Genomic DNA, 25060 nt, shown 5'->3' with positions numbered 1-25060 from the left:
CCTTATATTAGGCACACAGGCTTTCCACACCAGCCCCGACGCGCAGCAGGCGGAACAATGGCCGATTTCAACGTCGCCCCCACCAAGCCCCGCAAACCCAGCCCGGTCGCCCGCAAGGACACGGACTCGGAGAATTTTCCGGTCGCCTCGCGCCTGTTGCCGAAGCATCTCAGGCCACATGTCATGGCCTTCTACCGGTTCGTCCGGCTGGGCGACGACATCGCCGACGATCCCGATCTCGAACCGGAGACCAAGCTCGCCTATCTGGAGGCGCTGGAACGCTCGCTGACCACCGGGCAGGCCAAGCACGCCTATCTGAAGCCGGCGCTGGACCTGCGCGCCAGCCTGCAGGCGACCGGCGTCAGCGACCGCCACCCCCGGCAGGTGCTGCGCGCCTTCCGGCGCGACGCGGTGGGCGCGCGCTGCCACAGCTGGAGCGACCTGCTGCTCTACTGCCGCTTCTCCGCCAACCCGGTCGGCCGCTACCTGCTGGACCTGCATGGCGAAGGCGTGGCCGCCGGGCCGGCGTCGGACGCGCTGTGCACCGCCCTGCAGGTGCTGAACCACCTTCAGGATTGCCGGGAGGACTGGAGCCAGCTCGGGCGCTGCTACATCCCGCTGGTCTGGTTCGACGATTCGGCGATCAGCGTCGAGCGGCTGGTCGAGACGGAGAGCGACGCCAAGCTGCGCGCCATCTTCGACCGCACGCTGGAGCACACCGACCGCCTGCTTGAGCGCGCCGCCCCCCTGCCCGGCCTGATCCAGCACCGTGGGCTGCGGATGGAGGCGTCGGTGATCCTCAGCCTCGCCGAATCGCTGGCGCAGCGGCTGCGCAGCCGCGACCCGCTGAAGAAGCGGGTGGTGCTCGGCACGCATCATAAGCTGTTCGCCACCGCACGCGGGCTGGCGCGCGCCATCGGGAGCAAATAGACTCCAGCCTCTTCGACCGACACCACGCAGGACCGACGTATGCCGCAGCCATCGCTGGATTCGACGCAGAGCGACACCGCCGGCAGCCCGGCTGCCGCGGCGGCGGCGGTGACCGGACGGTCGGGCAGCACCTTCTACTGGCCGATGCTGCTTCTCCCCCGCTCAAAGCGGGCGGCGATGTTCGCCATCTACGCCTTCTGCCGGCGAATCGACGACATCGCGGACGAGCCCGGCGAACCCGCGGAGAAGCGCGCGGCGCTCGACGCCTGGAGGACCGAAATCCGCGGCCTTTACGCCGGCGGCGCGCCGTCCAGCTCGTTGGGCGCCGCGCTGAAGGGCGCCATCGAACGCTACGGCCTGCCGCGGGGCGAGCTGGAAGCGCTGATCGACGGCATGGCGATGGACATCCCGGCGGACGACGGCAACGGGGCCGGGAACAGCGGGGGCATGACCGGTCCGGCGTTGCCGACCCTGCGGCTCTATTGCCGCCGCGTCGCCGGTGCGGTGGGCATGCTGGCGATCCGCGTGTTCGACCGGGCGGATGCCTCCACCGAGGCCTTCGCCCTGGCGCTGGGCGAGGCGTTGCAGTTGACCAACATCCTGCGCGACCTGACGGAGGACGCGGAGATCGGGCGGCTCTATCTGCCGCGCGAGTTGCTCGACGAGGCCGGCATCGGCAGCTCCGACCCCGCCACGGTGCTCGCCCACCCCAACCTGCCCCAGACCTGCGAGGCGCTGGCGGTTCTCGCCGAGGAGCGCTTCGCCGAAGCGCGGCGGGCGCTCGCCGAGGGTCAGTCCGCCGGACGGCGTGGTTCGCTGTGGGCGGCGGTCGCCATGATGGTGCTGTACCACCGGCTGCTGGTGCGGCTGCGCGCCCGGGGCTGGCGCGACCTCGACCGGCGGGTGCGGGTCGGCAAGCGCGAATGCGCCCTGGTGGCCGTGCGCTGCGCGCTCGGCTATCCGCCCGCCGCCTGACGGGCCGGCTTGGGCACCGTCCACATCGTCGGCGCCGGCCTTGCCGGCCTGTCCGCCGCCGTCCGCCTGACCGAGGCCGGGCGGCGGGTCATCCTGCACGAGAACGCGCCGCAGGCCGGGGGGCGCTGCCGCTCCTTTTACGACGCCACGCTGGACCGCGTGGTGGACAACGGCAGCCATCTGGCGCTCAGCGGCAACCGCTCCCTGCTCGGCTATCTGGAGCGGGTCGGCGTCGGCGGCGCCCTGACCGAGCTGCGCCCCGCCGCCTTTCCCTTCCTCGACCTGACCACCGGGGAGCGCTGGTGCCTGCGGCCCGGCGGGCTGTGGCTGTTCGACAAAGCGCGTCGTGTGCCGGGAAGCCACCCCGCCGATTACCTCGCCGCCCTACGGACCCTGACCGCCCGCCCCGAGGCGGCGGTGGCCGACGCGCTGCCCCCCGGCGGGCCGCTCTATGACCGGCTGTGGCGCCCGCTGGCCGTGTCGGTGATGAACGGGGCACCGGAGCGGGTGTCCGCCCGCCTGTTCGGGGCCGTGCTGCGGGAAACGCTGCTGCGCGGCGAGGCCGCCTGCCGCCCGCTGTTCGCGGAGAAGGGTCTGTCCGCCGCCCTGGTTGATCCGGCGGTGGCGTGGCTGGAACGGCACGGCGCCGAGCTGCGCACCGGAGTGCGTGTGGACGGGCTGGAACGCGCCGGTGATCGTGTGGCCGCCCTGTCGGTGGATGGGGAGCGCATCGCGCTTGGCAACGACGACACGGTGGTCCTGGCGGTGCCCGCCTGGATCGCCGCGCGCCTGCTTCCCGAGGCGCTGCCCGTTTCCCCCCCGGCCGCCGGGCGGGCCATCGTCAACGCCCACTTCCGGCTGCCCGCCCCGATCAACCTGCCGGGCGGCCTGCCCTTCCTGGGACTGGTGGGCGGCACGGCGGACTGGCTGTTCCGGCGCAGCGACGTGCTGTCGGTGACGGTCAGCGACGCCGACGCGCTCGCCGGTCAGCCCGCCGAAGCGGTCGCCGCCACCCTGTGGCGCGACGTGGCGAAGGCGCTCGGCGCGCCTGGCATGGCTCTGCCACCCCACCGAATCATCAAGGAGCGCCGGGCGACTCCGGACCAGTCCCCTGTCCATGCGGCGAATCGCCCCGATGCCCGAACCGCTTTGAAAAACCTCGTTCTGGCCGGCGATTGGACGAAGATGGGGCTTCCAGCAACACTCGAAGGTGCGGTGCGCTCCGGCGAGTTCGCCGCACGCGCGGTCCTGAACGCAAGGATTACCACCTTTTCGCGCCTCGGCCTTTTTCCAGCCTTCACTTTGCCGCGCCGCGGGCCTATTTGAGCGGACGGAGGTGCCGTGCCGCAAGGCGCGGGCCGAGATGGGACAATCCAAGAAGAGAGGGTAACTCAATGGCGTTCGAACTGCCGCCGCTCCCGTATGGCTATGATGCTCTGCAGCCGTTCATGTCGTCGGAGACGCTGCACCTGCACCACGACAAGCACCACCAGACCTACGTCACCAACCTGAACAACCTGACGAAGGACAGCCCGCTGGCCGACGCCAGCCTGGAAGACGTCATCAAGCAAAGCTACGGCGACGCCTCCAAGCAGGGCCTGTTCAACAACGCCGGTCAGGTGTGGAACCACACCTTCTACTGGCAGAGCATGAAGAAGAACGGTGGCGGCGCCATCCCGGGCGAGCTTGAGAAGCGCCTGATCGCCGACTTCGGCAGCGTCGACAAGTTCAAGGAAGAATTCTCGAACGCCGCCATCACCCAGTTCGGCTCGGGCTGGGCGTGGCTGTACATCGACGGCGGCAAGCTGAAGGTCACCAAGACCTCCAACGCCGACACCCCGCTGGCCCAGGGCCACTTCCCGCTGCTGACCGCCGACGTGTGGGAGCACGCCTACTACGTCGACTACCAGAACCGCCGCGCGGACTTCGTGAAGGCGTTCCTGGAGAGCCTGGTGAACTGGGAATTCGTGGCCGAGCGCCTGTCGAAGGCCCCGGCCTGATCCTCTACCGGATCGCCAGAACGGAAAAGGCCCCCAATCGGGGGCCTTTTTTGTTGGTCTCTTCCGGTCGGGCTTCCGACCCGGATCACACCGGCAACAGTGCCGCCCCCACCCGCCGGCCTTCGGCCAGCAGGACGTTGTAGGTGCGGCAGGCGGCCCCGGTGTCCATCACCTCAACCACCAGCCCGGCGTCGCGCAGGCTCTGGCGCAGCGCCTTGGGCAAAAGCTGCATCCGGGCGCCTGAGCCCAGCAAAAGGAACTCCACTCGCGGCTCCGCCGCGATGATCTGGGCGAAGTCATCCGCCGTCAGTGCGGCGAAGTCCTGGGGGCGCCAGGGCTCCGTGCGGTCGGGAAGGACCACAACCGCGCCGGTGCGCCATTGCCCGGACACGCAGAACTGCCCGTCTCCGTAGCCGTCGATGACCTGACGGTCCGACGGGATGATCGGCGTGATGTCCGCCATCTCTTGTCCGTTTCCTGTTCTTGTCGCTCAGGGCGTCGGATTGGCGGCCGGGGCCGCGTTCTCCGCCGGCGCGTTGCGGCGCAGCCGGTTCTCGCCCAGGAACAGCAAGATGGGGGCGGCGATGAAGATGGACGAGGAGGTCGCCAGGAAAATGCCGAAGATCAGCACGATGCCGAAGTCCTGCAACGCCTCGCCGCCGAAGAAGGCCAGCGGCAGGATCGACAGCAGCGTCGACATGGAGGTGCCCAGCGTGCGGTTCAGGGTCTCGTTGATCGAACGGTCGATCAGCTCGCGCAGCGGCATCTTCTTGTAGATGCGCAGATTCTCGCGCATGCGGTCATAGACCACGACCTTGTCGTTGGTCGAATAGCCCATGATCGTCAGGATCGCCGCGATGGCCGTCAGGTTGAACTGCATCCCGGTGATCGCGTAGAAGCCGACCACCTTCGTCACGTCCAGAAGCAGCGTGACGATGGCGCCCAACCCGAACTGCCATTCGAAGCGGAACCAGATGTAGACGAGCATCGCCAGCAGCGCGAGACCGAGCGCCAGCATGCCGTTGAAGAACAGCTCGCCGCTGACCGACGCGCCGACCGCCTCGACGCGGCGCACCGTGGTGCCGGGAATCTCCTGGGCGAGCGTGGCCCTCACCTTGTCGGCGGCCACCTGCTGGGCCGCGTCGTCGCCCGGCTGGCGCTCCAGCCGGATCAGCACGTCCTGGGGCGAGCCGAACTCCTGCAACTGCACCTGCCCCATGTTGAGCTGGTTCAGCGTGTGGCGCAGCGAGGCGAAGTCGGCGGCCTGCGGCGTGCGCGCCTCGATGACGATGCCGCCGCGGAAGTCGATGCCGTAGTTCAGGCCGGGATAGAAGAACAGCACCACCGACGCGATCGACAGGAACGCCGACACGATCAGGCCGGCGTGTCGCCCGCGCATGAACTGGATGTTGGTGTTGTCAGGGACCAGACGAAGCCGGAACATGGGAATGACCTCTTACACCGGCAGGGCGGCCGGCCGCGTCTTGCGCAGCCAACTGACCATCATGAGACGCACGAGCACGGTGGCCGTGAACAGCGAAATCAGGATGCCGAAGGTGATGGTGACGGCGAAGCCCTTGATCGCGCCGGTGCCCAGCACGAACAGGATGGCCATCTTGATGGCGGTGGTCAGGTTGGCGTCCACGATGGTGGAGTAGGCGCGGCTGAAGCCGGCCTCGACCGAGCCGAAGACGCCACGGCCCTTCTTGGTCTCCTCGCGGACACGCTCGTTGATCAGGATGTTGGCGTCGACCGCCAGACCGAGCGACAGCAGGATACCGGCGATGCCCGGCAGCGTCAGCGTCGCCTGGAGCAGCGACAGCGCGGCCAGCGTCAGGACGGTGTTGACCAGCAGGGCGAAGCAAGCGAAGGCCCCGAACAGGCCGTAAGCGGCGATCATGTAGGTGCAGACCAGCACGAAGCCGATGCCCACCGCCATCAGGCCGGCGCGGATCGAATCGGCGCCGAGGTCGGGGCCCACCGTGCGCTCCTCGATCACCTTCAGCGGGGCCGGCAGGGCGCCGGCGCGCAGCAGGACGGCAAGGTCGTTGGCATCGGCGGCGGTGAAGTTGCCGCTGATCTGGCCGCGTCCGCCGGTGATCGGCTCGCGGATCACCGGGGCGCTGATGACCTTGTTGTCGAGCACGATGGCGAAGGGCCGGCCGACGTTGGCGCGGGTCACGTCGGCGAAGCGGCGGGCGCCGATGCTGTCGAATTCGAAATTGACCACCCACTCGCCGGTCTGCGGGTTGCTGCCCGCGGTGGCGTTGGTCAGGTTGGCGCCGTCCACCTCGACCTTCTTGCGGATGACGTAGGCGCTCTGCGCCCGCCCGCCTTCGGCCGAGGGCAGGATGTCGGTGCCCGGAGGGGCGCGGCCGGCGCTCGGGTCGGCGTTCATGTCGACCAGACGGAAAGTCATCTTCGCGGTGGTGCCGAGCAGCCGCTTCACGCGGTCGGGGTCCTCGACGCCGGGAAGCTGGACCAGGATGCGGTCGGCGCCCTGGCGGGCGATGGTCGGCTCGTTGACGCCGGTCTCGTCGATGCGGCGCCGCACGATCTCGATGGACTGCTCGATGGCCTGGGTGGCGCGCTCGCGCAGGGCGATCTCGCTGAGCCGGGCGGTGACGCTGCCGCCGCTGGCGGTGACCTCCAGGTCCGGCTGGCCGCCGCCGAGCGGTCCACCACCGATGGTGTTGGCGAGCTGGCGCAGCGACCGCACCGCCGTGTCGGCCTGCGCCGGGTCGCGGAGCTGCACGGTGATGCCGCGGTCGCCCGGGTTAATCGCCGTGTAGCCGACATTGTCGTTGCGCAGCTGGGTGCGAGCCGAATCGACCAAGCCTTCGACGCGGTCACGGATGACCGCGCCCATGTCCACCTCAAGCAGCAGGTGCGACCCGCCGCGCAGATCGAGGCCGAGGTTGACCCGGTTGTGCGCGTACCAGTTCGGCAGGGCCGACAACGTCTCACGGCTGAGAAAGTTCGGCAGCGTGAGGATGGTCCCGAGCACGCAGATCGCGACGATCAGAAAAATCTTCCAGCGCGGAAAATACAGCATTCGTAAACCAGTCCCGTTCGCTACCGGAGAACCGCGTTACTTGCGGTCCACGACCTTCTCTTCAGCCTTCTCGTCGGCGCTCTTGGCCGGCTCGGACTTCGACAGCACGAGGTTCACGGTGGAGCGCATGACGCGGACGCGGACGTTCTCGGCGATCTCGACCTGAAGCTCGTCGTCCGGGCCGACCTTCGTGATCGTGCCGATGATGCCGCCGCCGGTCACCACGCGGTCACCGCGGCGGATGGACTCCAGCATGCCCTTGTGTTCCTTCATCTTCTTCTGCTGCGGACGGATCAGCAGGAAATAGAAGACGACGAAAATCAGAATCAGCGGCAGGAACTGCACGATCATGTCGGCCCCACCGGCGGCGGGCGCGGCGGTCTGTGCATAGGCCGTCGAAACGAACATCTGGAGGCTCCCTGTGGTTTGGTTCCGAAGGCGCAGCGGGCGCTCGCGGACGCGGCGACTATAACGGTCCGGGCCGTCGATGCAATGGAATAGGGGTACGTCCGCCGGGCTTCAAGGGCCGCGGCTGTCCATCACGGCAAAGAGAAGCAGGAAGCGGCGCGTGCAGGGCGCCTCCACCGGCTCCACCCCGTGGAAGGACCGGTCGGACGGTGCATAGGCCAGCAGATGGTTCGGCAGGAAGGGCGCTGTGCCAGCCAGCTCGAAATCCTCGCGCGGGAACCGTTCGGTCGAGCGCCCGGCGTTGGCGGTGAAGGACGGGTCGCGGGGTCGGTACAGCGCCGTGCCGAGATTGGGACGGCTGTCGTCCGCCGGCATGTAGAGCAGCATGGACAGGAAGGTGCCGAACACGTCGGTGTGGGGCAGCATGGCGTGGCCCGCATGGTCCTCGACCAGACGCGCGTAGACCATGGCCGGCCGGGCGGCGACGGGCGTTTCCAGCTTGGCGGCGAGCGAGGGGAAGCGCGGCGCCAGCCGCTTCAAGGTCTCCGGCCCGAACAGGCAATCGCGGACCTCCCGCCAAACCGCTTCGGCCTCCGGCTCCATCTCCCTCAGATTGCGGTCGGTCAGGACCATCTGATAGCGCTGGGGCAGCGTGTCCATCTGCAGGAGGGCCAGCGCCTCGAACCTCGGCCAGTGGGCGATGGCGCGGGCGTAGAGGTCCGCCGGCAGGACGTCCGGCACCACCAGATGCGGAAAGGGGTCCTCGCGAAGGGGTGTCTCCTCCAGCCGCCGCAGGACATGCGCGGCGCTCCCCGCCGGGTTGGGGAAATCGGCGGAACGTTCTGCGTGCATGGCCGTCCCTCGGTTCGCGTTCCCGGCACCATAGCGGCGCGCACGCCTCCCCCGCAAGCGCAGCGCCTTGTCCGGCGGCGCGCCGGCGGGTTAGGGTCGGCGCAACGAAACCGGAAGAAACGCCTGCGAAGGAACACGATGTCGGACGCCCAATTGCTGCCCCTCCTCACCCGCATCGCCGAGGCCCTGGAACGGCTCGCCCCGCCGCCGCCGGGCCGGCTCGACCTCGGCGCCGCCGACGCCTTCGTCTGGCACGCCGATCCCGACCGGCTGGAGCCGGTGCCCACCGTCAACCGGGTGGAGATCGGCCTGCTGCGCGGCGTCGAGCGGCAGCGCGACATCCTGCTGGACAACACCACCCGCTTCGCCACCGGTCTGCCCGCCAACAACGCCCTGCTCTGGGGCTCGCGCGGCATGGGCAAAAGCTCGCTGGTCAAGTCGGTGCACGCCGCGGTGGCCCAGGACCATCCCGGCACGCTGGCTCTGGTGGAGATCCATCGCGAGGACATCCCCACCCTGCCCCGCCTGCTCGCCCGGCTGAAGGACGAGCCGCGCCGCTTCATCCTGTTCTGCGACGACCTGTCCTTCGACCATGACGACGCCCACTACAAGTCGCTGAAGGCCGTTCTGGAGGGTGGGATCGAGGGGCGTCCGGAGAATGTGGTGTTCTACGCCACCTCCAACCGCCGCCACCTGATGCCGCGCGACATGATCGAGAACGAGCGCTCCACCGCCATCAACCCGGCGGAAGCGGTCGAGGAGAAGGTGTCGCTGTCCGACCGCTTCGGCCTGTGGCTGGGCTTCCACAACTGCGACCAGCCGACCTACTTCGCGATGATCGAGGGCTACGCCGCCCGCTTCGGGCTGGACATCCCGGCGGAGCAGCTGCGGGCCGAGGCCGTGGAATGGTCGGTGACCCGCGGCAGCCGCTCCGGCCGGGTGGCCTGGCAGTTCATCCAGGACCTGGCTGGCCGTCTGGAGAAGCCCCTTCGCTGACCCGCGGCTCCATGCGGTCGCGCGGATCGACCGCTTGGCTGCCCTTGCGCAGTTCGAAGTGAAGCTGCGGGCTCGTCACCGACCCGGTCTGGCCGACCGTGCCGATGGCCTGCCCGCGCTTCACCGCCACGCCCCGCTCGACGTCGATGCGGTCGAGATGGGCATAGGCGGTGATGAAGCCGTCCGAATGCTTCACCAGCAGCAGATTGCCGAAGCCACGCAGCTCGTTGCCGGCATAGGCGACGACGCCGTTGTCGGCGGCGACCACCGTCGCTCCCTTGGCCGCGGCGATGTTCAGGCCGTCGTTGTGCAGACCGTCCGGCTTCGGCCCGAAGGTCGAGATCACCTTCCCCTTCACCGGCCAGAGCAGGCGCCCGGTGGCGCGCTGCGCCGGCGCCTGCTCCGCGGCCTTGGGCGGCGGGGGCGGAGCGGCGGCGACCTCCTGGGCCGGTGCTGGCGACGGAGGCGGGACCGGAGCGGCCTCGACGGCACGCGGCGCGGGCGCGGGCTCCGGAACGGCGGGCTTCTGGCCGGGCGGGCGCAGCGAGGTCGGGGCCTGCCCCGGCTGATAGACGGGGGCTCCGGTCGTCCCCTCCGGCGCGGCGGCCGGCTTGGCGCCGGGCACCGGGGCGAGGACGGTCGCGGTCTGCGAGGGACTCTCCACCGGGGCCCTCTCGACCGGAGCCGGGGCCGAGGCGCCCGGAGGCGGCAGCTCCGCCGCCTGGATGGACCCGCGCGACACCTGCTTGACCGGGGCCGAAGCCACCACCCCGCCGACGGCGGACCCCGCGCTGGAGGACGGCGCCTGGGCCACCGCGGTGCCGCCCGGGGCGTCTCCACCCGGCAGGCGCAGCGGTTGCCCGGCCTGCACCGCGTAGGGCGCGGTCAGGCCGTTGAGCCGGGTCAGCTCGCTCATGTCCGCGCTGAACATGCGGGAGATGCCATAGAGCGTGTCGCCGCGCTGGACGATGTACTGGCGCGATACCGGCAGGACGAGACGCTGGCCGACCTGCAACTGGTAGGGCGGCGACAGGTGGTTGACCTCCAGCAGGTCGCGCAGCGGCACGTTGTAGCGCCGCGACAGCGAATAGGCGGAGTCCCCGCGCTGCACGATCACCGCTCCGCCGATGGAGTCCGGGGAATTGGACACCGAGGTGACCGGCGCCAGATCGCCGGTGCGCTGCTGGCAGGCGGCGAGCAGCGGAATCAACGCCAGCGCCGCGAGGAGGGCGCGCCCAGACACGCTGGATGTGACGCCAAGTGACACGCCGAACGGGCCGGCTACTCCGTTCCTGGCGGGGACGGAGGGTCGGACAGCAACGGTACGAAGCGGACGGGCCACAAGTCCTCCCGTGTAAGACCGGTTTCGGTCCGCCGGATGCGGACGACCCGCTGACCGCGGTAGTCGTCCCCCAGCGGGATGACCATGACACCACCAACGGCGAGCTGATCCGTCAAGTCCTTTGGCGCATCGGGGCCTCCGGCGGCCGTGACCAGTATGCGCTCGAACGGCGCCTGCTCGGGCCAGCCCTTCGTCCCGTCGCCGTGGCGGGTCGTGATGTTGTTCAGGCGCAGCGCCTGGAATCGCGCCTCCGCCTCGGTCAGCAGCGGGCGCAGCCGCTCGACGGTGTAGACCCGTCGGCACAGCCGCGACAAAACAGCCGCCTGATAGCCGGAGCCGGTGCCGATTTCCAGCACGGTCTGCCGCTCCCCCAGCTCCAGCGCCTGGGTCATCAGCGCCACGATCAGCGGCTGGCTGATGGTCTGGCCCAGATCGATGGGAAGCGCCGTGTCCTCCCACGCCTGATCCTGGAAGGGGTCGGGGACGAAGCGCTCGCGCGGGATTCGCTCGATCGCGGCCAAAACCCGGGTGTCGGTCACGCCGTTGCGGCGCAACGCCATCAGAAGCCGGATCTTGCGTGCCTCGACCGTCACACCCTACCCATTCACCTCGGAAACCGGATTACTCGAACGCGTGCCGCAAGGTCTGGAGCGTCGGCGTGTGCGTCAGATCCAGATAGACCGGCGTCACCGAAATGCCCCCGTGGAAGACCACATGGATGTCGGTGTCGGGCGCCACGTCGGCCTCGCCGCGCAGGGTCCCAATCCAGATATAGGGCTTGCCGCGTGGATCGACACGTTCCACCAACTCGTCGCCAATCTTGCGCTTGCCGTGGCGGACCACCTGGATGCCGGTGACCCGGTCCGCCGGACAGGCCGGGAAGTTCACGTTGAGCAGGACGTATTTCGGCCAAGGCGTGGAGACGGCCTTGCGGATCACCTCCGCCCCCCAACGCTCCGCCGCCGACCAGTCGATCTGGGCGCGGTTCTCGTAGTGCTGGCTGAGCGCGATGGCCGGGACGCCCAGCAGGGTTGCCTCCATGGCCGCCGCGATGGTGCCCGAATAGGTCACATCCTCGCCGATGTTGGAGCCCTGGTTGACGCCGGACAGGACCAGCGTCGGACGGGCGTCCTTCATGATGTGGTTGACGGCCAGCAGGACGCAGTCGGTCGGCGTGCCGTCCACCGTGTAGCGCCGCTCGTCCAGCTGGCGCAGGCGCAGCGGCCGGTTGATGGTCAGCGAGTGGCTGGCCGCCGACTGCTCCATCTCCGGCGCCACCACCCACACGTCGTCGGAGATGGAGCGGGCGATGGCCTCCAGAACCTTCAGGCCCGGCGCGTGGATGCCGTCGTCATTGGTGACGAGGATGCGCGCGTTCGACAGGTCGAGCGGGAGATCGAACATCAGGTGGTGATCCTTTCCAGCCCGCGCATGTAGGGCCGGAGCGCTTCGGGAACCAGGATGGAGCCGTCGGGTTGCTGGTAGTTCTCCAGCACCGCGATCAGGCAACGCCCGACCGCCACGCCCGAGCCGTTCAGCGTGTGGACGAACTGCGTCTGCTTCTCGCCCTTCGGACGGCAGCGCGCCTTCATGCGGCGGGCCTGGAAGTCGCCGCAGTTCGAGCAGCTCGAAATCTCGCGGTACATGTTCTGGCCGGGCAGCCAGACCTCGATGTCGTAGGTCTTGCGCGCCGAGAAGCCCATGTCGCCGGTGCACAGAGTCACCACGCGGTAGGGCAGCCCCAGCCGCTGCAGGATGGTCTCGGCGCACTGGGTCATGCGCAGATGCTCCGCCTCCGACTGGTCCGGGGCGGTGACGCTGACCATCTCGACCTTCCAGAACTGGTGCTGGCGGATCATGCCGCGCGTGTCGCGCCCGGCCGACCCGGCCTCGGCGCGGAAACAGGGGGTCAGCGCGGTGTAGCGGTGGGGCAGTTCCTCCGTCGCCACGATCTGGTCGTTGACGAGGTTGGTCAGCGGCACTTCCGAGGTCGGGATCAGGTAGTGATCGCCCGTGCGGAACAGGTCCTCCTCGAACTTCGGAAGCTGGCCGGTGCCGAACAGGGCGTTGTCGCGGACCATCAGCGGCGGCGCGATCTCGGTGTAGCCGTGCTCGCCGGTGTGAATGTCCAGCATGAAGTCGGCGAGCGCGCGCTCCAGCCGGGCCAGCCCGCCCTTCAGGACGGTGAAGCGGGCGCCGGACATGCGCGACGCCGCCTCGAAATCCATCAGGCCCAGCGCTTCGCCCAGTTCGAAATGCTGCTTGGCGTCCGCGATGGCCTTCGGCTCGCCCCAGCGGCGGATTTCGACGTTGGCGCTCTCGTCCGGGCCTTCCGGAACATCGTCGGCGGGCAGGTTCGGGATGGAGGCGAGCAGGCCGTCCAGCTCGGCGCCCAGCGCCTTCTCCTCCTCTTCGACCTGGGGCAGCCGCTCCTTGAGCTGCGCCATCTCGTCCATCAGCGGCTGGGCGTCGCGGCCCTCCCGCTTGGCGAGGCCGATCTCCTTCGCCGCCTCGTTGCGGCGCGCCTGCATTTCCTGAAGCTGGGTCTGCGCGGCGCGGCGGCGCGAATCGAGGTCCAGCACCGTCGGCGACATCGGCTCAAGGCCCCGGCGGGCGAGACCGCGGTCGAAGGATTCGGGGTTCTCACGGATGGCGCGAAGGTCGTGCATGGCTCACGGCGATACGGAATGGGTGGGAGGCTGGTTATAGTCCGCCGCCGGGTGAAGGTCCAGAGGCGGAGCCCCGCCGATGGGAAAGCCCCTGAAATGATTGGTGTCCTATACTTATCGGTGGCGCCGGGAACGCGAATGCGTGCAGAACCCCGGAATCGACCGCTGCCCTCCCCACTCCGGACATGATCCTCGACACCCGCACCCTCGTCATCGTCCTGGTGGGCATCGGCGTTCTGCTGTCCATCGCCGCCTTCCTGACCTGGAGGGCGCACCGCCACATCACCGCGCTGGTCTATTGGGCCGGGGGAGCGCTGCTCGGCACCGTCGGGATGGCCATGGTCACCGTTTACGGGGTCTGGCCGCCCGCCGCCGTCGTACCGCTGAGCAACGCCCTGGTCGCCGCCACCTACATCCTGAACTGGTTCGGCGTGCGCAGCTTCGCCGGACGGTCCATTCCCTGGCGCTTCGGGATGGCGCTGCTCGCCGTGCTGACCGCCGGCATCGCGTGGTTCGTGGTGGCAACCAACGACGTGACGGCGCGCATCCTGATCATGTCCGCCGGAATCGCCGGCCTGTCGCTGCTGGCCGCCCTGGAGTTGTGGTGGACGGGGCCGGCGGACCGGCCGCGGCGGGCGCAGCGGGTCACCGCCCTGGTTTTCCTGGCCCACGCCCTGTTCGTGGCCGGGCGCGCCGTGCTGACCGCCTGGGGTGGGCCGCTGGACAGCATCCTGACGCCCAATTTGGTGCAGAGCGCCGGATTCCTGGAGGCCATCCTTGCCGTCACGGGCTGGGGGTTCGGCTTCCTCGCCATGACCAGCGAGAAGCTTCAGGCCGATCTGGACCGCATCGGCACCATCGACCCGCTGACCGGCGCCTACAACCGCCGGGCCTTCCTGAAGCACGCCGAGCGGGAGTTGCTGCGGGCGCAACGCAACGGGGCGCCGCTGACCCTGCTGCTTCTCGATCTCGACCGCTTCAAGCGGGTCAACGACACCTTCGGCCATCTGGCCGGCGACGCGCTTCTTCGGCTCTTCTCCGAGACCGTCACGGCGCGGCTGCGCCGCACCGACCTGTTCGGACGCTATGGCGGGGAGGAGTTCTGCCTTCTGCTTCCCGACACCGACCGCACCGGGGCGGTGACGCTGGCGGAAGCGCTGCGGCGCGACGTGGCGGCGCGGCCGCTGCCCTTTCAGGGCCATGAGATCGCCGCCAGCGTCAGCATCGGCATCGCCGCCTGCCGCAGCGGCGAGGATCTCGACGCGGCGCTGGCGGCCGCCGACCTGGCCCTCTACCGGGCCAAGCGGAACGGCCGCAATCAGGTGATGGTCGACGAAGCGACGGCGTAAGGCGTGACGGGCCTTACGCCTGCTCGGCTTCCGTCTCGTCGGTGTCGCCGCGCGTCTTCTCGATGCGGCGGCCGATCAGGATCGACACCTCGTAAAGCGCCAGCAGCGGGATGGCGAGGCCGACCTGGCTGATGACGTCCGGCGGGGTCAGGATCGCCGCGACGATGAACACGAAGACGATGGCGTAGCGCCGCTTGGCGGCCAGCGTCTCCGTCGTCAGCAGCCCGGCCCGGATCAGCAGGGTCAGCAGGACCGGAAGCTGGAAGGCCAGACCGAAGGCGAAGATGAGGTGCATCACGAGGCCGAGATACTCGCTGACGCGGGCCTCGAACTCGATCGGCAGGGCACCGGCGTCCATGCCCGGGTGGAACTCGAACCCCAGGAAGAAGCGCCAGGCCAGCGGGAAGATAAAGTAGTAGACCATCGCCCCGCCCAGGAAGAACAGGATCGGGGTGGCCACCAGGAACGGCAGGAAGGCCTTGCGCTCGTGCTTGTAGAGGCCGGGCGCGACGAACATCCAGATCTGGCTGGCGACGATGGGAAAGGACAGGAAGCAGCCGGCCCAGAAGGCCACCTTCACATAGGTGAAGAAGGCTTCGGTCAGGCCGGTGTAGATCATCCGCCGCCCCTGCCCGGCCAGGATGTCGGCCAGGGGCTGGACCAGGAAGTTGTAGATCCGGTCCGAGAAAGCATAGCACACGAAGAAGGCAACGATGATCGCCAGCGTCGCGTACATCAGACGGTTGCGCAGCTCGACCAGATGGTCGATCAGCGGCATCTTGCTTTCTTCGAGTTCGTCGTCGGACTCGCCGGTCATGCGCGTTTCGCCGGACACTGGGTCACGCCTGCTTGTTCGTGGTTGCCGCCGCAGCGGAATCGGCGGAGGCCGGAACCGGCGGCTGGGCCGGGGCCGGGACGAATTCCGCGGGCGGTGCCGGAGGAAGCGGGGCCGTGACCGGCGGTTCGGTCGCCGGCTGCGGCTGGGCCGCCGTCACCTGCGGCGATCCGACGGGAGGCACGGGAGCGGGACCATCCTCCGGCGGGCTGCCGTGATAGCCGTCGGCCCCGAGGTTGGCCCCCACGTCGAAGGCGCCCTTCAGTTCCCCCTTCGGATCGATCGTGTTCTCGACCATCTTCTGGAGGTTCGTGTCGCGGACCTTCAGGGCCTCCTTGCGAAGCTCGTCAAGCTCCGCCTCGCGCATCATGTCGTCGATGTGGCCCTGAAAATCGCGCGCGACGACGCGCGCCTTCTTCACCCATTTTCCCAGGGTGTAGATGGCCTTGGGCAGGTCCTTCGGGCCGATCACCACGAGGGCGATGACCGCTATGACCATCAGTTCCGACCATGCGATGTCGAACATGGCTCCTCAGCCTTTCGAAGCGGCGCGGGGATGAAGGGCGCCGGACGGTCAGGTGCGGGCCGTCTCGTCCTTCTTCACGCCGGGGTCGGCGACGGGCGGAACCGGGGCGGGCGAAACCGGGGCCGGCGGAACCGGATGGACCGAGGACACCGGCTGGGCCGGCGGGACCGGCTGGTTCAGGACCTTGGAGTCGGCACCGGTGGCGGTACCCTCTTCCTCGTCCTTCAGGCCGGCCTTGAAGTTCTTGATGCCCTTGGCGAGGTCGCCCATGACCTTCGGCAGCTTGCCGGCGCCGAACAGGAGCAGGACGATCAGAAGGACGATGACCCAATGCCAGACGCTGGAGAATCCCATGACACACGTTTCCTGAACAGGCAGCCCAATGGCGGGGCGGCACTATGGCAGAAAGGTTCCCCTCCCGCAACGATCGGTCGGGCGAAACCGCTCAAACGACTAAGTGGGTGCACCGGCTGGAAAAACGAAGGCCTGACACAGGTCCATGCACACCGAAACGTGACTTTGTTCGGCGGGCAGGAACTGGCCCGGCATGCGGGAGTGCAGATGCACCGACCCGCCCTTCCCGTCCGGCACGTCGAGATGGACGAGGCTGGTCCGGCCCAGCAGGCGCGCCGCCATCACGCGCGCCAGGACCAGCAGGTCCCCGGCGGGAACCGTGGCGGTGGGCTGAGCGGACAGCTTCAGCGCTTCCGGGCGGATCAGCACGTCCACGGCGGTGCCGTCGGCGATCTCCGTGGGAATCGGGCCGACCGGCGTGTCCACCGCCCCGCCCTGCACGACGCCCGCCAGCCGGTTGACCTCGCCGAAGAACTCGGCGGCGAAGGCGTTCACTGGGCGGGTGTAGAGGTCCACCGGGTTGCCGACCTGAACGACCTTGCCGGCGCGCATCAGCGCGATGCGGTCGGCCAGGAACATGGCCTCCTCCGGGTCGTGGGTGACCAGCATGGTGGCCGCACCGTTCTGCTTCAGCACATGCAGCGTCTCGTCGCGCACCTGCTCGCGCAGCCGGGCGTCCAAGCCCGAGAAGGGCTCGTCGAGCAGCAGAACCGCCGGATTCGGGGCGAGCGCGCGGGCGAGCGCCACGCGCTGCTGCTGCCCGCCGGAGAGATGGTGCGGGAAGGAATCGGCGTAGCCGGCCATGCCGACCTGCCCCAGCGTTTCCAGCGCGCGCTTGCGCTGCGCCTCGCCGGACAGGGCGGTCAGGCCGAAGCGCACGTTGTCGAGCACCGACAGGTGCGGAAACAGCGCGTAATCTTGGAAGACGAGGCCGACGCCGCGGCGTTCCGGCGGCACCGCGCCGCGCTCGTCCGCCACCACGGTTCCGCCGATCCGGACCGAGCCGGTCTGCACCGCCTCCAGCCCCGCCGCGATGCGCAGCAGCGAGGACTTGCCGCAGCCCGACGGCCCGCACAGGCAGACGATCTCCCCCGCCCCGATGGTCACGCTGACGTCGTCGACGGCGACGACGCGCCCGTAGCGGTGGGTGACTCCATTCAGCGCCAGGGCCTCCATTGCGATGGCGGCAGCGCCGCCCTGCGGGCCGGAGGCGTCGAGATGCCGCCCGTTGGCCGGCAGCGTGACCGGCGCGGCCTCGCAGGGCGCGCCCTGCCGCGGATCGGTCCCGCGGCTGAACAGGGCCGACGCCTTGTCGCGCAGGGCGGTGCGCAGGCCGGCCGGCCGGGGTTCGGAAACGGCGTCTCCGGTCGCGGAGAAAGAGCGGGCGTCGGTGACGGACGGACGATCCATGGCAGTCCCAGTCTATGGCGGTCCCAGTCTGAAGCGGCCCGGGGGTCGTTTGATGGCGGTCGATTGACCTTAGTACCGGTGCGCCGACCCCGATGCAAATGGTTCTTATTTTCGAGCGTTTCGCTCAGGTATCGGAATCGTCAGCGTTTTCCGATGGTTCCGCGTCCTCCAGACCGGCACCGCCGATGCCCAGCAGCACGGGCCGCGAATCGAGCAGCCCGGCGGCGCGCAGGTCCTCCACCCCCGGCAGGTCGCGCAGCGTCTCCAGGCCGAAATGGTCGAGGAAATGGTCGGTGGTGATCCAGGTCAGCGGACGGCCCGGCGTCTCGCGGCGGCGCCCCGGCCGGATCCAGCCATTCTCCATCAGGATGTCCAGCGTCCCCTTGCTGGTCGCCACGCTGCGGATCGCCTCGATCTCTGCACGGGTCACCGGCTGGTGGTAGGCGATGATCGCCAGCGTCTCGATGGCGGCGCGGGACAGCTTCTTGGAGACCTCCTCCTCCTGCCGCAGCAGCGGCGCGAGGTCCATCGCCGTACGGAAGGACCAGCCGGCTCCGGTGCGGATCAGGTTCACCCCGCGCGCCGCGTAATGGACGCGCAGCTCCTCCAGCAGCGCCCGCACGTCGGCGTCGCGGGTCAGCCGCCTGCCCAGCGTCTCCTCGTCCAGCGGATCGGCGGAGGCGAACAGCAACGCCTCCAGCAGGCGCAGATCGCGCAGGCGCCGCTCGACCTCCTCCGGGTTCTCGATCTCCTGGATCATGCCGTCGGGTCCGCTCATTCCTCGTCGCCTTGCTCATGCTGGTGCTCATGCCGGCGCGATGCCCGGCGGACGTAGATGGGGGAAAAGGCGCCGTCCTGGCGAAGCTCCACACGGCCGGCCTTGGCCAGCTCCAGCGTCGCCGCGAAATGGGCGGCCAGCGCCGAGCGGGTCAGCAGCCCGCCGCGCACGCCGTCGGGCAGGAAACTCGACAGGGTGGCCCAGTCCGGCATGCGGCCCAGCAGCTCGGACAGGCGGCGCACCGCGTCCTCCAGCGAATAAAGGCGCACCGGCTCGATGTGCAGGACGCCGCCCTCCTGCCGCTTCTTGTGCTCGCCATAGGCCTTCAGCAGGTCGTAGAGCGTGACTTGGAAGACCGACTTGCGCAGGATGTCGAGGTCCTCCGGGGCGCCGCGGGCGAAGCGGTCCACCCCAAGCTGCGGGCGGGCGAACAGCTTGGCCGCCGCCCCCTTCATCGCCTCCAGCCGCTGGAGTTGGAAGGCCAGCGCCGCCGCCATGTCCTCGCCCGACGGCTCTTCGTCCTCGACCTCCGGAATCAGCAGGCGCGATTTCAGGTAGGCCAGCCACGCCGCCATGACGAGGTAATCCGCCGCCAGCTCCAGCCGCACCTTCCGCGCCTCGGCGATGAAGGCGAGATACTGATCGGCGAGCTGGAGGATGGAGATCTTCGTCAGGTCCACCTTCTGCTCGCGCCCCAGTGCCAGCAGCATGTCGAGCGGCCCCTCGAACCCGTCCAGGACGAGGACGAGCTGGTCCGCCGGGCTGGCCGCCTCGGCGCCCTCGTCCTCACGATCCGGGGGTTTCCTGCCGACCATGCCGTCAGTTGCCGCTGAGGATGCGGATCAGCTCGATCATGTAATCCACCGGCGGGCCGAGCACCCAGGAGAAGACGCTGAGGTCCATGCCCAGCTCCCGCCCAATGAAGGGCAGCAGGAAGAAGGCGCCGATCAGGATCAGCATGCCGTATTTCTCCAGCCGGGCCAGCGGGAAGGCCAGCACGTCGGGCAGGATGCCGACCGCCACGCGACCGCCATCGAGCGGCGGCAGCGGGATCATGTTGAAGACCATCAGCACGACGTTGACCAGGACCGACACCTCCAGCGCGGCGCGGAACCACATCTCGGTCGCCCCGCCCTGCGGGCTGGTGAAGCCCCAGATGATCGCGGAGACCAGCGCCAGCACGAAATTCACCCCCGGCCCGGCCAGCGCCACCCACACCATGTCGCGGCGCGGGTGGTGCAGACGCCCGAAATTCACCGGCACCGGCTTGGCCCAGCCAAAGACGAAGCCGGTGGTGAAATACATCACCGCCGGCAGCACCACCGTGCCCAGGGGGTCGATGTGGCGGAGCGGGTTCAGCGTCACCCGGCCCAGCCGCCACGCCGTGTCGTCGCCGCGCCACATCGCCACGAATCCGTGCGCCGCCTCGTGCATCGTGATGGCGAGGATCGCGGGGATGGCGACCGCAAAGATCATCGGTATGCGGTCGATCAGACCTTCCAGCACGCGCATCTCTCCCGTTGCGCCCCCCGGATTCGCCGGGGAAGCCTGAGCATGGCTCTAAACCTGGGGAGTTCCCAGCAATTCCGCCAGACGCGCCCGCAGGTCGTCGGCGTCCGCCGGCTGCGCCGGGCCGCGCATCGCCTCGGCCCTCGCCCAGCGCCGCACCGCCGCGCCGCTCATCGCCGGAACGCCCTCGGCCACCGCCACCATCTCCTCCATCACGCCATTGCAATGGAGCACGACGTCCAGCCCGGCGGCGAGAACCGCCTCCGCGCGTCCGCGCATGCCGCCGGCCAGCGCGCCCATCGACAGGTCGTCGCTGAACAGCAGCCCGTCGAAGCCGATGGGGGCGCCGCGCACCACCTCGCGCACCACGATCGCCGAGGTGCTGGCGGGCTGGTCCGGGTCGATGGCCTTCATCACCACATGGGCGACCATGCCGAGCGGCATGTCGGCCAGGGCGCGGAAGGGCGCGAAGTCGGTGGCCTCCAGCGCCGCGCGCGGGGCGTCCACCACCGGCAGTTCGGCGTGGCTGTCGGTGAAAGCCCGGCCATGGCCGGGCAGATGCTTGACGACCGGCAGAACGCCGCCGGCCATCAGCCCCTCGCAGGTCGCCCGCGCCAGATCGGCGACGCGGGCCGGATCGCCGCAGAAGGCGCGGTCGCCGATGATGTCGTGGGCGCCCTCCACCGGCACGTCGCAGACCGGGGCGCAATCCACCGTCACGCCGCAGTCCGCCAGCATCAGCGCCAGCAGCCGGGCGTTGATCCGGGCGGCCCCCCGCCCGGCGGCGGCGTCACGGGCCGCGAGGTCGCCGAACGCCCGCATCGGCGGAAAGGCCGGCCAGTGCGGCGGGCGCATGCGGGCCACCCGACCGCCTTCCTGGTCGATCAGCACCGGCGCGTCGGCGCGGCCCACCGCCGCGCGCATCTCCGCCACCAGCGCACGCACCTGCTCCGGCGTGTCGCAGTTGCGCCGGAACAGGATGAAGCCCAGCGGATCGGCGTCACGGAAAAAGGCGCGCTCGTCCGCGGTCAGGGCGGTGCCGGTGGCGCCGAACACCACTGCACGATGGGGTCCGGACGCGTTTCGGGCGTTCGGCAAAGCCGGATCAGGGACGGACAACCACACACCCCACATTCTGGGACTTGAGCTGGGCGCAGACCGACTTGGCGCGCTCCTCGTCAAGGCCGACGCCCTGGATGCGGTAGAAGATGCCCTTCTCGCCCAGATCGGCCTTGGCGACCTGCATGGACAGACCGCCGAGCGCCGCGCCGTGGCGGCTGGTCAGGCGCTTCCACTCCGTCGAGGCCTCGGCCTCGCTGCGCACCGCGGCGAGCTGGACACGCCAGTTTCCCCCACCGACGCCTTCGCCGGAGCAGGTGCCGGCTGCGGAGCCGGGGCGGCCGCCACCGGCGGCGCGGGCTACGAGTCCTGGCGCGGCACCGTGGTGGTGGAGCCCGGCGGGGGCGGCGGCAGCTGGGCCACCGCGGGCGCCTCCGGCAGGGTCGGCGACGGCGGCACCTGGGGGGCCACGACCGGCCGCGGCAGCGGCTCCTCCGGCGGCGGCAGCAGGCGTTCGATCTGCGACTTCGACCCGCGGTCGTTCAGCCGCTCGTAGACCAGCTTGTCCTGGTGCGGCACTTCCATGCCGCCGGGCTGTTCCGGGCGGGCCTTGGTCGGCGCGCTGTCGGCCATCAGCAGCGGCGGGCCGCCGTCCGGCGTGCTCTGCCCCTTGCCGCCATAGACCACGACGATCGCGCCGGCGAAGGCCACGATGCCGACTACCGCCAGACCGAGGCCGAGCAGACCGCGCCGACCTCCCCGCTGCGGCGGCGTGCCGTAGGGATCGCTGGCGTAGTTGGCATCGCCCTCATACCTCATGACCGCATTTCCTCCACCGGCTCCACACCCATTACCGCAAGGCCGGAGGCGATCACCGTGGCGACCGCGCTGACCAGCGCCAGACGGGCCACCGTCACCTCCTCGTCGCCGTCGATCAGGAAGCGCAGGCTGGTGTCGTCGCGGCCCTTGTTCCACAGCGCGTGGAAGTCGCTGGCGAGGTCGTAGAGGTAGAAGGCCACGCGGTGCGGCTCGTGCGCCTCGGCGGCGGATTCGACCAGACGCGGCCAGGTCGCCATACGCTTGGCCAGCGTCATCTCCTCCTCGCTGTCGAGACGGGCGAGATTGGCCCTGGCGGCCAGCGCCGCCAGCGACAGGTCGGCCCCCGGCAGCGCCGTCGCGGCGTGGCGTAGGACCGAGCGGCAGCGGGCGTGGGCGTACTGCACGTAGAAGACCGGGTTGTCCTTCGACTGCTCGACGACCTTGGCGAAGTCGAAGTCCAGCGTCTGGTCGTTGCGGCGGGTCAGCATGATGAAGCGGACGACGTCGCGGCCGACCTCCTCGATCACGTCGCACAGCGTCACGAAGGTGCCGGCGCGCTTGGACATCTTCACCGGCTCGCCATTCTTCATCAGATGGACGAGCTGGCACAGCTTCACGTCCAGCGACGCCTTGCCCTCGGTGATCGCCGTGGTCGCCGCCTGCATGCGCTTGACGTAGCCGCCATGGTCGGCGCCCCACACGTCGATCTGCAGATCGAAGCCGCGGCGGTGCTTGTCGTAGTGATAGGCGATGTCGTTGGAGAAGTAGGTGAAGGACCCGTCCGACTTCTTCAGCGGGCGGTCGACGTCGTCGCCGAAGTCGGTGGACTTGAACAGCGTCTGCGGGCGCGGCTCCCAATCATCGGGCTTCTTGCCCTTCGGCGGCTCCAGCACGCCGACGTAGATCAGGCCGCGGTCCTCCAGCGCCTTCAGCGCCGTGTCCACCGCCCCGGCCTTCACCAGCGCGCGTTCGGAGCTGTAGACGTCCATGCGGACGCCGAGGACGCCGAGGTCCTCCTTGATCCATTCCATGATCGTGGCGATGGCGAAGTCCCGGCACGCCGGCAGCCAGTCGGCCTCGTCCGCGCCGACCCACTTGCTGCCGTCGCGCTCGGCCAGGGCCTGCCCGACCTCCTTCAGATACTCGCCAGGATAGAGGCCCGCCGGAATCTCGCCGATGTCCTCGCCCAGCGCCTCGCGGTAGCGCAGGAAGGTGGAGCGGCCCAGCACGTCGACCTGGGCGCCGGCGTCGTTGATGTAATACTCACGGGCGACGGCGTAGCCGGCCTTCTCCAACAGGGCGGCCAGCGCGTCGCCGAACACGGCGCCGCGGCCGTGGGCTGCATGCAGCGGGCCGGTGGGGTTGGCCGACACGTATTCGACGTTCACCGGACGCTTGCCGCCCAGCGTGCTCTCGCCATAGGCGGTGCCGGCGGTCAGCACGTCGCGGATGCGGTCGCGCCAGACGTCGGTCGTCAGGCGCAGGTTCACGAAGCCCGGACCGGCGATCTCGGCGCTCGCCACGTCGGGGCGGGTCTTCAGCTTCGCCACCAGCAGCTCGGCCAGCGCGCGGGGCGGCTTGCCCGCCGGCTTGGCCAGGATCATCGCCGCGTTGGTCGACAGGTCGCCATGCGCCGCCTCGCGCGGCGGCTCCACCGTCAGGCGCGCGGTGTCGAGCCCCGCCGGGATCTGGCCCTCGGCGGCCAGCTCGTCCAGCAGCTTGCGGATGTCGTTCTCGAAGACCTTGAAGATGTTCATCGGTTCAATTCTTGCTTTAGGTCTGGGCCGGTTAGGTCTTAGCCGTTTAGGTCTGGGCCGTTCAGGTCTTGGCGTCCATGTCGAACAGGCGGGCGTATTCGGCGAGCGCGTAGCGGTCGGTCATCCCGGCGATGTAGTCGGCGACCAGCCGCGCCAGAACCGTCCGGTCCCCCTGCCCTCCCTGCTTCGCGACATCCTCCTGCCATTGCGTCGGCAGGGTGTTCGGCTCGGCCATGAACAGGTCGAACAGGGCGGTGACCACCCGCTTGCATTTGCTCATTTCCCGGTTCACCCGGTAGTGGCGGTACATGCGCTGTTTCAGGAAGGCGCGCAAGGGCCGCTGCGCCTCGAACATCGCGGGGGAGAAGCTGACGACCGCCTCCGGCAGGGCGCGCAGCTCGGCGGCGCTGCCCGGACGGTGGCGGTCCAGCCGCTCCCGCGTCTCGGCCAGCAGGTCGACGATCATGTTGTTGATCATCCGCCGGATCGTCTCGTGGATCAGGCGGGAGCGCTCCAGCCCCGGATAACGGTCGCAGACCTGCCGCACCACCGGGCCGACCAGCGGCAGCTCCGCCACCTCGTCCACGGTGAACAGGCCGGCGCGCAGACCATCGTCGATGTCGTGGTTGTTGTAGGCGATGTCGTCGGCCAGGGCCGCCACCTGCGCCTCGGCGCCCGGGTTGGTGTGAAGTTCCAGGTCCCAGCGCTCCTGGAAGGCGGCCAGCGTCGTCGGCAGCGTTTCACCATCACCAAGAGGCAGAAGCGGCCCGTTGTGCTTGACCACGCCCTCCAGCGCTTCCCAGGTCAGGTTCAGCCCGTCGAAATCGGCGTAGCGCCGCTCCAGCATCGTCAGGATGCGCAGCGTCTGGTCGTTGTGGGCGAAGCCGCCGTAGGGCGCCATGCAGGCGTTCAGCGCGTCCTCGCCGGCGTGGCCGAACGGCGTGTGACCGAGATCGTGGGCGAGCGCCACCGCTTCCGCCAGATCCTCGTTCAGCCCGAGCGCGCGGCTGATCGAGCGGGCGATCTGCGCCACCTCCAGGCTATGGGTCAGGCGCGTGCGGAAATAATCGCCCTCGTGATAGACGAAGACCTGGGTCTTGTATTTCAGCTTGCGGAAGGCGCCGGAATGCACGATGCGGTCGCGGTCGCGCTGGTAGCACGAGCGCGTCGGGCTTTCCGGCTCCGGAAACAGCCGGCCGCGCGTCTGTGCGGGGTCGCAGCCATAGGGCGCCGGGCGATCCTGGAAGAAGTCCGCCGTCATGGCGCGGACACTACCGACGCAAACCGCGCTGTGCAACGGCGAAGGCGGAAACCCGCCGAGACATCCGGCAGCCACACAGGCATTCGGGCGCAGGCGAACCGCAGGTCAGGCATGAGTTCGCCGGACATGCCTTTGACGAAAGGCGGACACACCCTTACATTCGTCATCGTGTCGTC

27 protein-coding genes are annotated in these 25060 nt (G+C 69.4%); 6 read left to right on the top strand and 21 right to left on the bottom strand.

Features of this window, described 5'->3' with window-relative positions:
- The first annotated feature begins 57 nt into the window (after positions 1-57).
- The 4 genes from ABAZ39_RS16425 (at position 58) to ABAZ39_RS16410 (ending at position 3905) form a co-directional block, all read left to right on the top strand.
- A complete protein-coding gene (locus ABAZ39_RS16425; RefSeq protein ID WP_040134027.1) occupies positions 58-930 on the top strand; it encodes a squalene/phytoene synthase family protein in 873 nt (290 codons plus the stop codon).
- 39 nt (positions 931-969) lie between these two features.
- Positions 970-1905: a presqualene diphosphate synthase HpnD gene (gene hpnD, locus ABAZ39_RS16420; RefSeq protein ID WP_051658187.1), complete on the top strand. Its 936-nt coding sequence runs from the start codon at positions 970-972 to the stop codon at positions 1903-1905.
- A gap of 9 nt (positions 1906-1914) precedes the next feature.
- A complete protein-coding gene (gene hpnE, locus ABAZ39_RS16415) occupies positions 1915-3231 on the top strand; it encodes a hydroxysqualene dehydroxylase HpnE (protein ID WP_040134026.1) in 1317 nt (438 codons plus the stop codon).
- Between the two features lie 68 nt (positions 3232-3299).
- Entirely contained in the window at positions 3300-3905 is a 606-nt protein-coding gene (locus ABAZ39_RS16410) for a superoxide dismutase (protein WP_014197280.1), read from the top strand.
- An 85-nt stretch (positions 3906-3990) separates the two neighbouring features.
- Here ABAZ39_RS16410 and ABAZ39_RS16405 read toward each other — a convergent pair whose 3' ends face one another.
- From ABAZ39_RS16405 to ABAZ39_RS16385, 5 genes are all read right to left on the bottom strand, one after another.
- On the bottom strand, positions 3991-4368 hold the full coding sequence (locus ABAZ39_RS16405) for an Mth938-like domain-containing protein (protein WP_040134025.1): 378 nt from the start codon (positions 4366-4368) through the stop codon (positions 3991-3993).
- Positions 4369-4395: 27 nt separating this feature from the next.
- Positions 4396-5349 carry a protein translocase subunit SecF gene (gene secF, locus ABAZ39_RS16400; protein WP_040134024.1) on the bottom strand — a complete coding sequence of 318 codons (954 nt, stop codon included), beginning with the start codon at positions 5347-5349 and terminating at the stop codon, positions 4396-4398.
- A gap of 12 nt (positions 5350-5361) precedes the next feature.
- A complete protein-coding gene (gene secD / locus ABAZ39_RS16395; protein ID WP_040134023.1) occupies positions 5362-6960 on the bottom strand; it encodes a protein translocase subunit SecD in 1599 nt (532 codons plus the stop codon).
- 36 nt (positions 6961-6996) lie between these two features.
- Entirely contained in the window at positions 6997-7368 is a 372-nt protein-coding gene (gene yajC / locus ABAZ39_RS16390; RefSeq protein ID WP_014197284.1) for a preprotein translocase subunit YajC, read from the bottom strand.
- Between the two features lie 111 nt (positions 7369-7479).
- Positions 7480-8220, bottom strand: coding sequence for a hypothetical protein (locus tag ABAZ39_RS16385; protein ID WP_040134022.1), 741 nt, complete (start codon positions 8218-8220; stop codon positions 7480-7482).
- 138 nt (positions 8221-8358) lie between these two features.
- Here ABAZ39_RS16385 and ABAZ39_RS16380 point away from each other — a divergent pair, with 138 nt between their 5' ends.
- Positions 8359-9216: an ATP-binding protein gene (locus ABAZ39_RS16380; RefSeq protein WP_014197286.1), complete on the top strand. Its 858-nt coding sequence runs from the start codon at positions 8359-8361 to the stop codon at positions 9214-9216.
- On the opposite strand, the gene ABAZ39_RS16375 is transcribed toward ABAZ39_RS16380, so the two are convergent.
- From ABAZ39_RS16375 to serS, 4 genes are read right to left on the bottom strand one after another with little or no spacing between them, the layout of a single operon-like run.
- Positions 9173-10459 carry a LysM peptidoglycan-binding domain-containing M23 family metallopeptidase gene (locus tag ABAZ39_RS16375; RefSeq protein WP_247881703.1) on the bottom strand — a complete coding sequence of 429 codons (1287 nt, stop codon included), beginning with the start codon at positions 10457-10459 and terminating at the stop codon, positions 9173-9175. The two genes, ABAZ39_RS16380 and ABAZ39_RS16375, sit on opposite strands and share 44 nt — an antisense overlap.
- 38 nt (positions 10460-10497) lie before the next feature.
- Positions 10498-11151, bottom strand: a complete 654-nt coding sequence (locus ABAZ39_RS16370; RefSeq protein WP_040134021.1) for a protein-L-isoaspartate(D-aspartate) O-methyltransferase — start codon at positions 11149-11151, stop codon at positions 10498-10500.
- 28 nt (positions 11152-11179) lie between these two features.
- Entirely contained in the window at positions 11180-11962 is a 783-nt protein-coding gene (gene surE / locus ABAZ39_RS16365) for a 5'/3'-nucleotidase SurE (RefSeq protein ID WP_040134020.1), read from the bottom strand.
- Entirely contained in the window at positions 11962-13227 is a 1266-nt protein-coding gene (serS, locus tag ABAZ39_RS16360) for a serine--tRNA ligase (protein ID WP_040134019.1), read from the bottom strand. The genes surE and serS overlap by 1 nt, the downstream gene beginning before the upstream one ends.
- A gap of 185 nt (positions 13228-13412) precedes the next feature.
- Here serS and ABAZ39_RS33100 point away from each other — a divergent pair, with 185 nt between their 5' ends.
- A complete protein-coding gene (locus tag ABAZ39_RS33100) occupies positions 13413-14576 on the top strand; it encodes a GGDEF domain-containing protein (protein WP_051658186.1) in 1164 nt (387 codons plus the stop codon).
- Between the two features lie 13 nt (positions 14577-14589).
- Here ABAZ39_RS33100 and tatC read toward each other — a convergent pair whose 3' ends face one another.
- The 12 genes from tatC to ABAZ39_RS16300 all read right to left on the bottom strand — a co-directional run bounded on the left by tatC (position 14590) and on the right by ABAZ39_RS16300 (position 24884).
- The gene (gene tatC / locus ABAZ39_RS16350) at positions 14590-15393 is read right to left on the bottom strand and encodes a twin-arginine translocase subunit TatC (protein ID WP_040134018.1); all 804 of its coding nucleotides are present in this window, start codon (positions 15391-15393) and stop codon (positions 14590-14592) included.
- 22 nt (positions 15394-15415) lie between these two features.
- A complete protein-coding gene (tatB, locus tag ABAZ39_RS16345; RefSeq protein WP_040134017.1) occupies positions 15416-15937 on the bottom strand; it encodes a Sec-independent protein translocase protein TatB in 522 nt (173 codons plus the stop codon).
- A gap of 48 nt (positions 15938-15985) precedes the next feature.
- Positions 15986-16291, bottom strand: coding sequence for a twin-arginine translocase TatA/TatE family subunit (locus ABAZ39_RS16340; RefSeq protein ID WP_040134016.1), 306 nt, complete (start codon positions 16289-16291; stop codon positions 15986-15988).
- 99 nt (positions 16292-16390) lie between these two features.
- Positions 16391-17701, bottom strand: a complete 1311-nt coding sequence (locus tag ABAZ39_RS16335; protein ID WP_040134015.1) for an ABC transporter ATP-binding protein — start codon at positions 17699-17701, stop codon at positions 16391-16393.
- Positions 17702-17825: 124 nt separating this feature from the next.
- On the bottom strand, positions 17826-18479 hold the full coding sequence (gene scpB, locus ABAZ39_RS16330; RefSeq protein WP_081863102.1) for an SMC-Scp complex subunit ScpB: 654 nt from the start codon (positions 18477-18479) through the stop codon (positions 17826-17828).
- Positions 18476-19294, bottom strand: a complete 819-nt coding sequence (locus ABAZ39_RS16325; RefSeq protein ID WP_040134014.1) for a segregation and condensation protein A — start codon at positions 19292-19294, stop codon at positions 18476-18478. Before ABAZ39_RS16325 ends, scpB begins: the two co-directional genes overlap by 4 nt.
- 4 nt (positions 19295-19298) lie before the next feature.
- The gene (locus ABAZ39_RS16320) at positions 19299-19991 is read right to left on the bottom strand and encodes a site-2 protease family protein (RefSeq protein ID WP_051658185.1); all 693 of its coding nucleotides are present in this window, start codon (positions 19989-19991) and stop codon (positions 19299-19301) included.
- Positions 19992-20039: 48 nt separating this feature from the next.
- On the bottom strand, positions 20040-21122 hold the full coding sequence (nagZ, locus tag ABAZ39_RS16315; protein ID WP_081863101.1) for a beta-N-acetylhexosaminidase: 1083 nt from the start codon (positions 21120-21122) through the stop codon (positions 20040-20042).
- On the bottom strand, positions 21094-21312 hold the full coding sequence (locus ABAZ39_RS36970) for an SPOR domain-containing protein (RefSeq protein WP_051658184.1): 219 nt from the start codon (positions 21310-21312) through the stop codon (positions 21094-21096). The genes nagZ and ABAZ39_RS36970 overlap by 29 nt, the downstream gene beginning before the upstream one ends.
- A 95-nt stretch (positions 21313-21407) precedes the next feature.
- Positions 21408-21866 (bottom strand): hypothetical protein, encoded by a 459-nt coding sequence (locus ABAZ39_RS36965; RefSeq protein ID WP_051658183.1) that lies wholly within the window; start codon positions 21864-21866, stop codon positions 21408-21410.
- Positions 21863-23623: an arginine--tRNA ligase gene (gene argS / locus ABAZ39_RS16305; protein WP_040134012.1), complete on the bottom strand. Its 1761-nt coding sequence runs from the start codon at positions 23621-23623 to the stop codon at positions 21863-21865. Before argS ends, ABAZ39_RS36965 begins: the two co-directional genes overlap by 4 nt.
- A gap of 61 nt (positions 23624-23684) precedes the next feature.
- Complete coding sequence (locus tag ABAZ39_RS16300) at positions 23685-24884, bottom strand: deoxyguanosinetriphosphate triphosphohydrolase (protein WP_040134011.1); 1200 nt, start codon at positions 24882-24884, stop codon at positions 23685-23687.
- Positions 24885-25060 lie beyond the last annotated feature (176 nt).

It is taken from the genome of Azospirillum argentinense (assembly GCF_000632475.1).
In the GTDB taxonomy this organism is placed as follows: domain Bacteria; phylum Pseudomonadota; class Alphaproteobacteria; order Azospirillales; family Azospirillaceae; genus Azospirillum; species Azospirillum baldaniorum.
This window is presented reverse-complemented; position numbering and strand designations above follow the sequence as displayed.

Excerpts from the sequence above, each read along its gene's own strand:
- ABAZ39_RS33100 (WP_051658186.1), top strand. The coding sequence starts at position 13,413 with ATGATCCTCGACACCCGCACCCTCGTCATCGTCCTGGTGGGCATCGGC.
- ABAZ39_RS16320 (WP_051658185.1), bottom strand. The coding sequence starts at position 19,991 with ATGCGCGTGCTGGAAGGTCTGATCGACCGCATACCGATGATCTTTGCG.
- ABAZ39_RS36965 (WP_051658183.1), bottom strand. The coding sequence starts at position 21,866 with ATGAGGTATGAGGGCGATGCCAACTACGCCAGCGATCCCTACGGCACG.
- scpB (WP_081863102.1), bottom strand. The coding sequence starts at position 18,479 with ATGAGCGGACCCGACGGCATGATCCAGGAGATCGAGAACCCGGAGGAG.
- tatB (WP_040134017.1), bottom strand. The coding sequence starts at position 15,937 with ATGTTCGACATCGCATGGTCGGAACTGATGGTCATAGCGGTCATCGCC.
- ABAZ39_RS16325 (WP_040134014.1), bottom strand. The coding sequence starts at position 19,294 with ATGGTCGGCAGGAAACCCCCGGATCGTGAGGACGAGGGCGCCGAGGCG.
- ABAZ39_RS16340 (WP_040134016.1), bottom strand. The coding sequence starts at position 16,291 with ATGGGATTCTCCAGCGTCTGGCATTGGGTCATCGTCCTTCTGATCGTC.
- ABAZ39_RS16410 (WP_014197280.1), top strand. The coding sequence starts at position 3,300 with ATGGCGTTCGAACTGCCGCCGCTCCCGTATGGCTATGATGCTCTGCAG.
- ABAZ39_RS16405 (WP_040134025.1), bottom strand. The coding sequence starts at position 4,368 with ATGGCGGACATCACGCCGATCATCCCGTCGGACCGTCAGGTCATCGAC.
- serS (WP_040134019.1), bottom strand. The coding sequence starts at position 13,227 with ATGCACGACCTTCGCGCCATCCGTGAGAACCCCGAATCCTTCGACCGC.
- ABAZ39_RS16335 (WP_040134015.1), bottom strand. The coding sequence starts at position 17,701 with ATGGATCGTCCGTCCGTCACCGACGCCCGCTCTTTCTCCGCGACCGGA.
- nagZ (WP_081863101.1), bottom strand. The coding sequence starts at position 21,122 with ATGTGGGGTGTGTGGTTGTCCGTCCCTGATCCGGCTTTGCCGAACGCC.
- yajC (WP_014197284.1), bottom strand. The coding sequence starts at position 7,368 with ATGTTCGTTTCGACGGCCTATGCACAGACCGCCGCGCCCGCCGCCGGT.
- secD (WP_040134023.1), bottom strand. The coding sequence starts at position 6,960 with ATGCTGTATTTTCCGCGCTGGAAGATTTTTCTGATCGTCGCGATCTGC.
- tatC (WP_040134018.1), bottom strand. The coding sequence starts at position 15,393 with ATGACCGGCGAGTCCGACGACGAACTCGAAGAAAGCAAGATGCCGCTG.
- ABAZ39_RS16300 (WP_040134011.1), bottom strand. The coding sequence starts at position 24,884 with ATGACGGCGGACTTCTTCCAGGATCGCCCGGCGCCCTATGGCTGCGAC.
- surE (WP_040134020.1), bottom strand. The coding sequence starts at position 11,962 with ATGTTCGATCTCCCGCTCGACCTGTCGAACGCGCGCATCCTCGTCACC.
- ABAZ39_RS16380 (WP_014197286.1), top strand. The coding sequence starts at position 8,359 with ATGTCGGACGCCCAATTGCTGCCCCTCCTCACCCGCATCGCCGAGGCC.
- argS (WP_040134012.1), bottom strand. The coding sequence starts at position 23,623 with ATGAACATCTTCAAGGTCTTCGAGAACGACATCCGCAAGCTGCTGGAC.
- ABAZ39_RS16425 (WP_040134027.1), top strand. The coding sequence starts at position 58 with ATGGCCGATTTCAACGTCGCCCCCACCAAGCCCCGCAAACCCAGCCCG.
- hpnD (WP_051658187.1), top strand. The coding sequence starts at position 970 with ATGCCGCAGCCATCGCTGGATTCGACGCAGAGCGACACCGCCGGCAGC.
- ABAZ39_RS16385 (WP_040134022.1), bottom strand. The coding sequence starts at position 8,220 with ATGCACGCAGAACGTTCCGCCGATTTCCCCAACCCGGCGGGGAGCGCC.
- secF (WP_040134024.1), bottom strand. The coding sequence starts at position 5,349 with ATGTTCCGGCTTCGTCTGGTCCCTGACAACACCAACATCCAGTTCATG.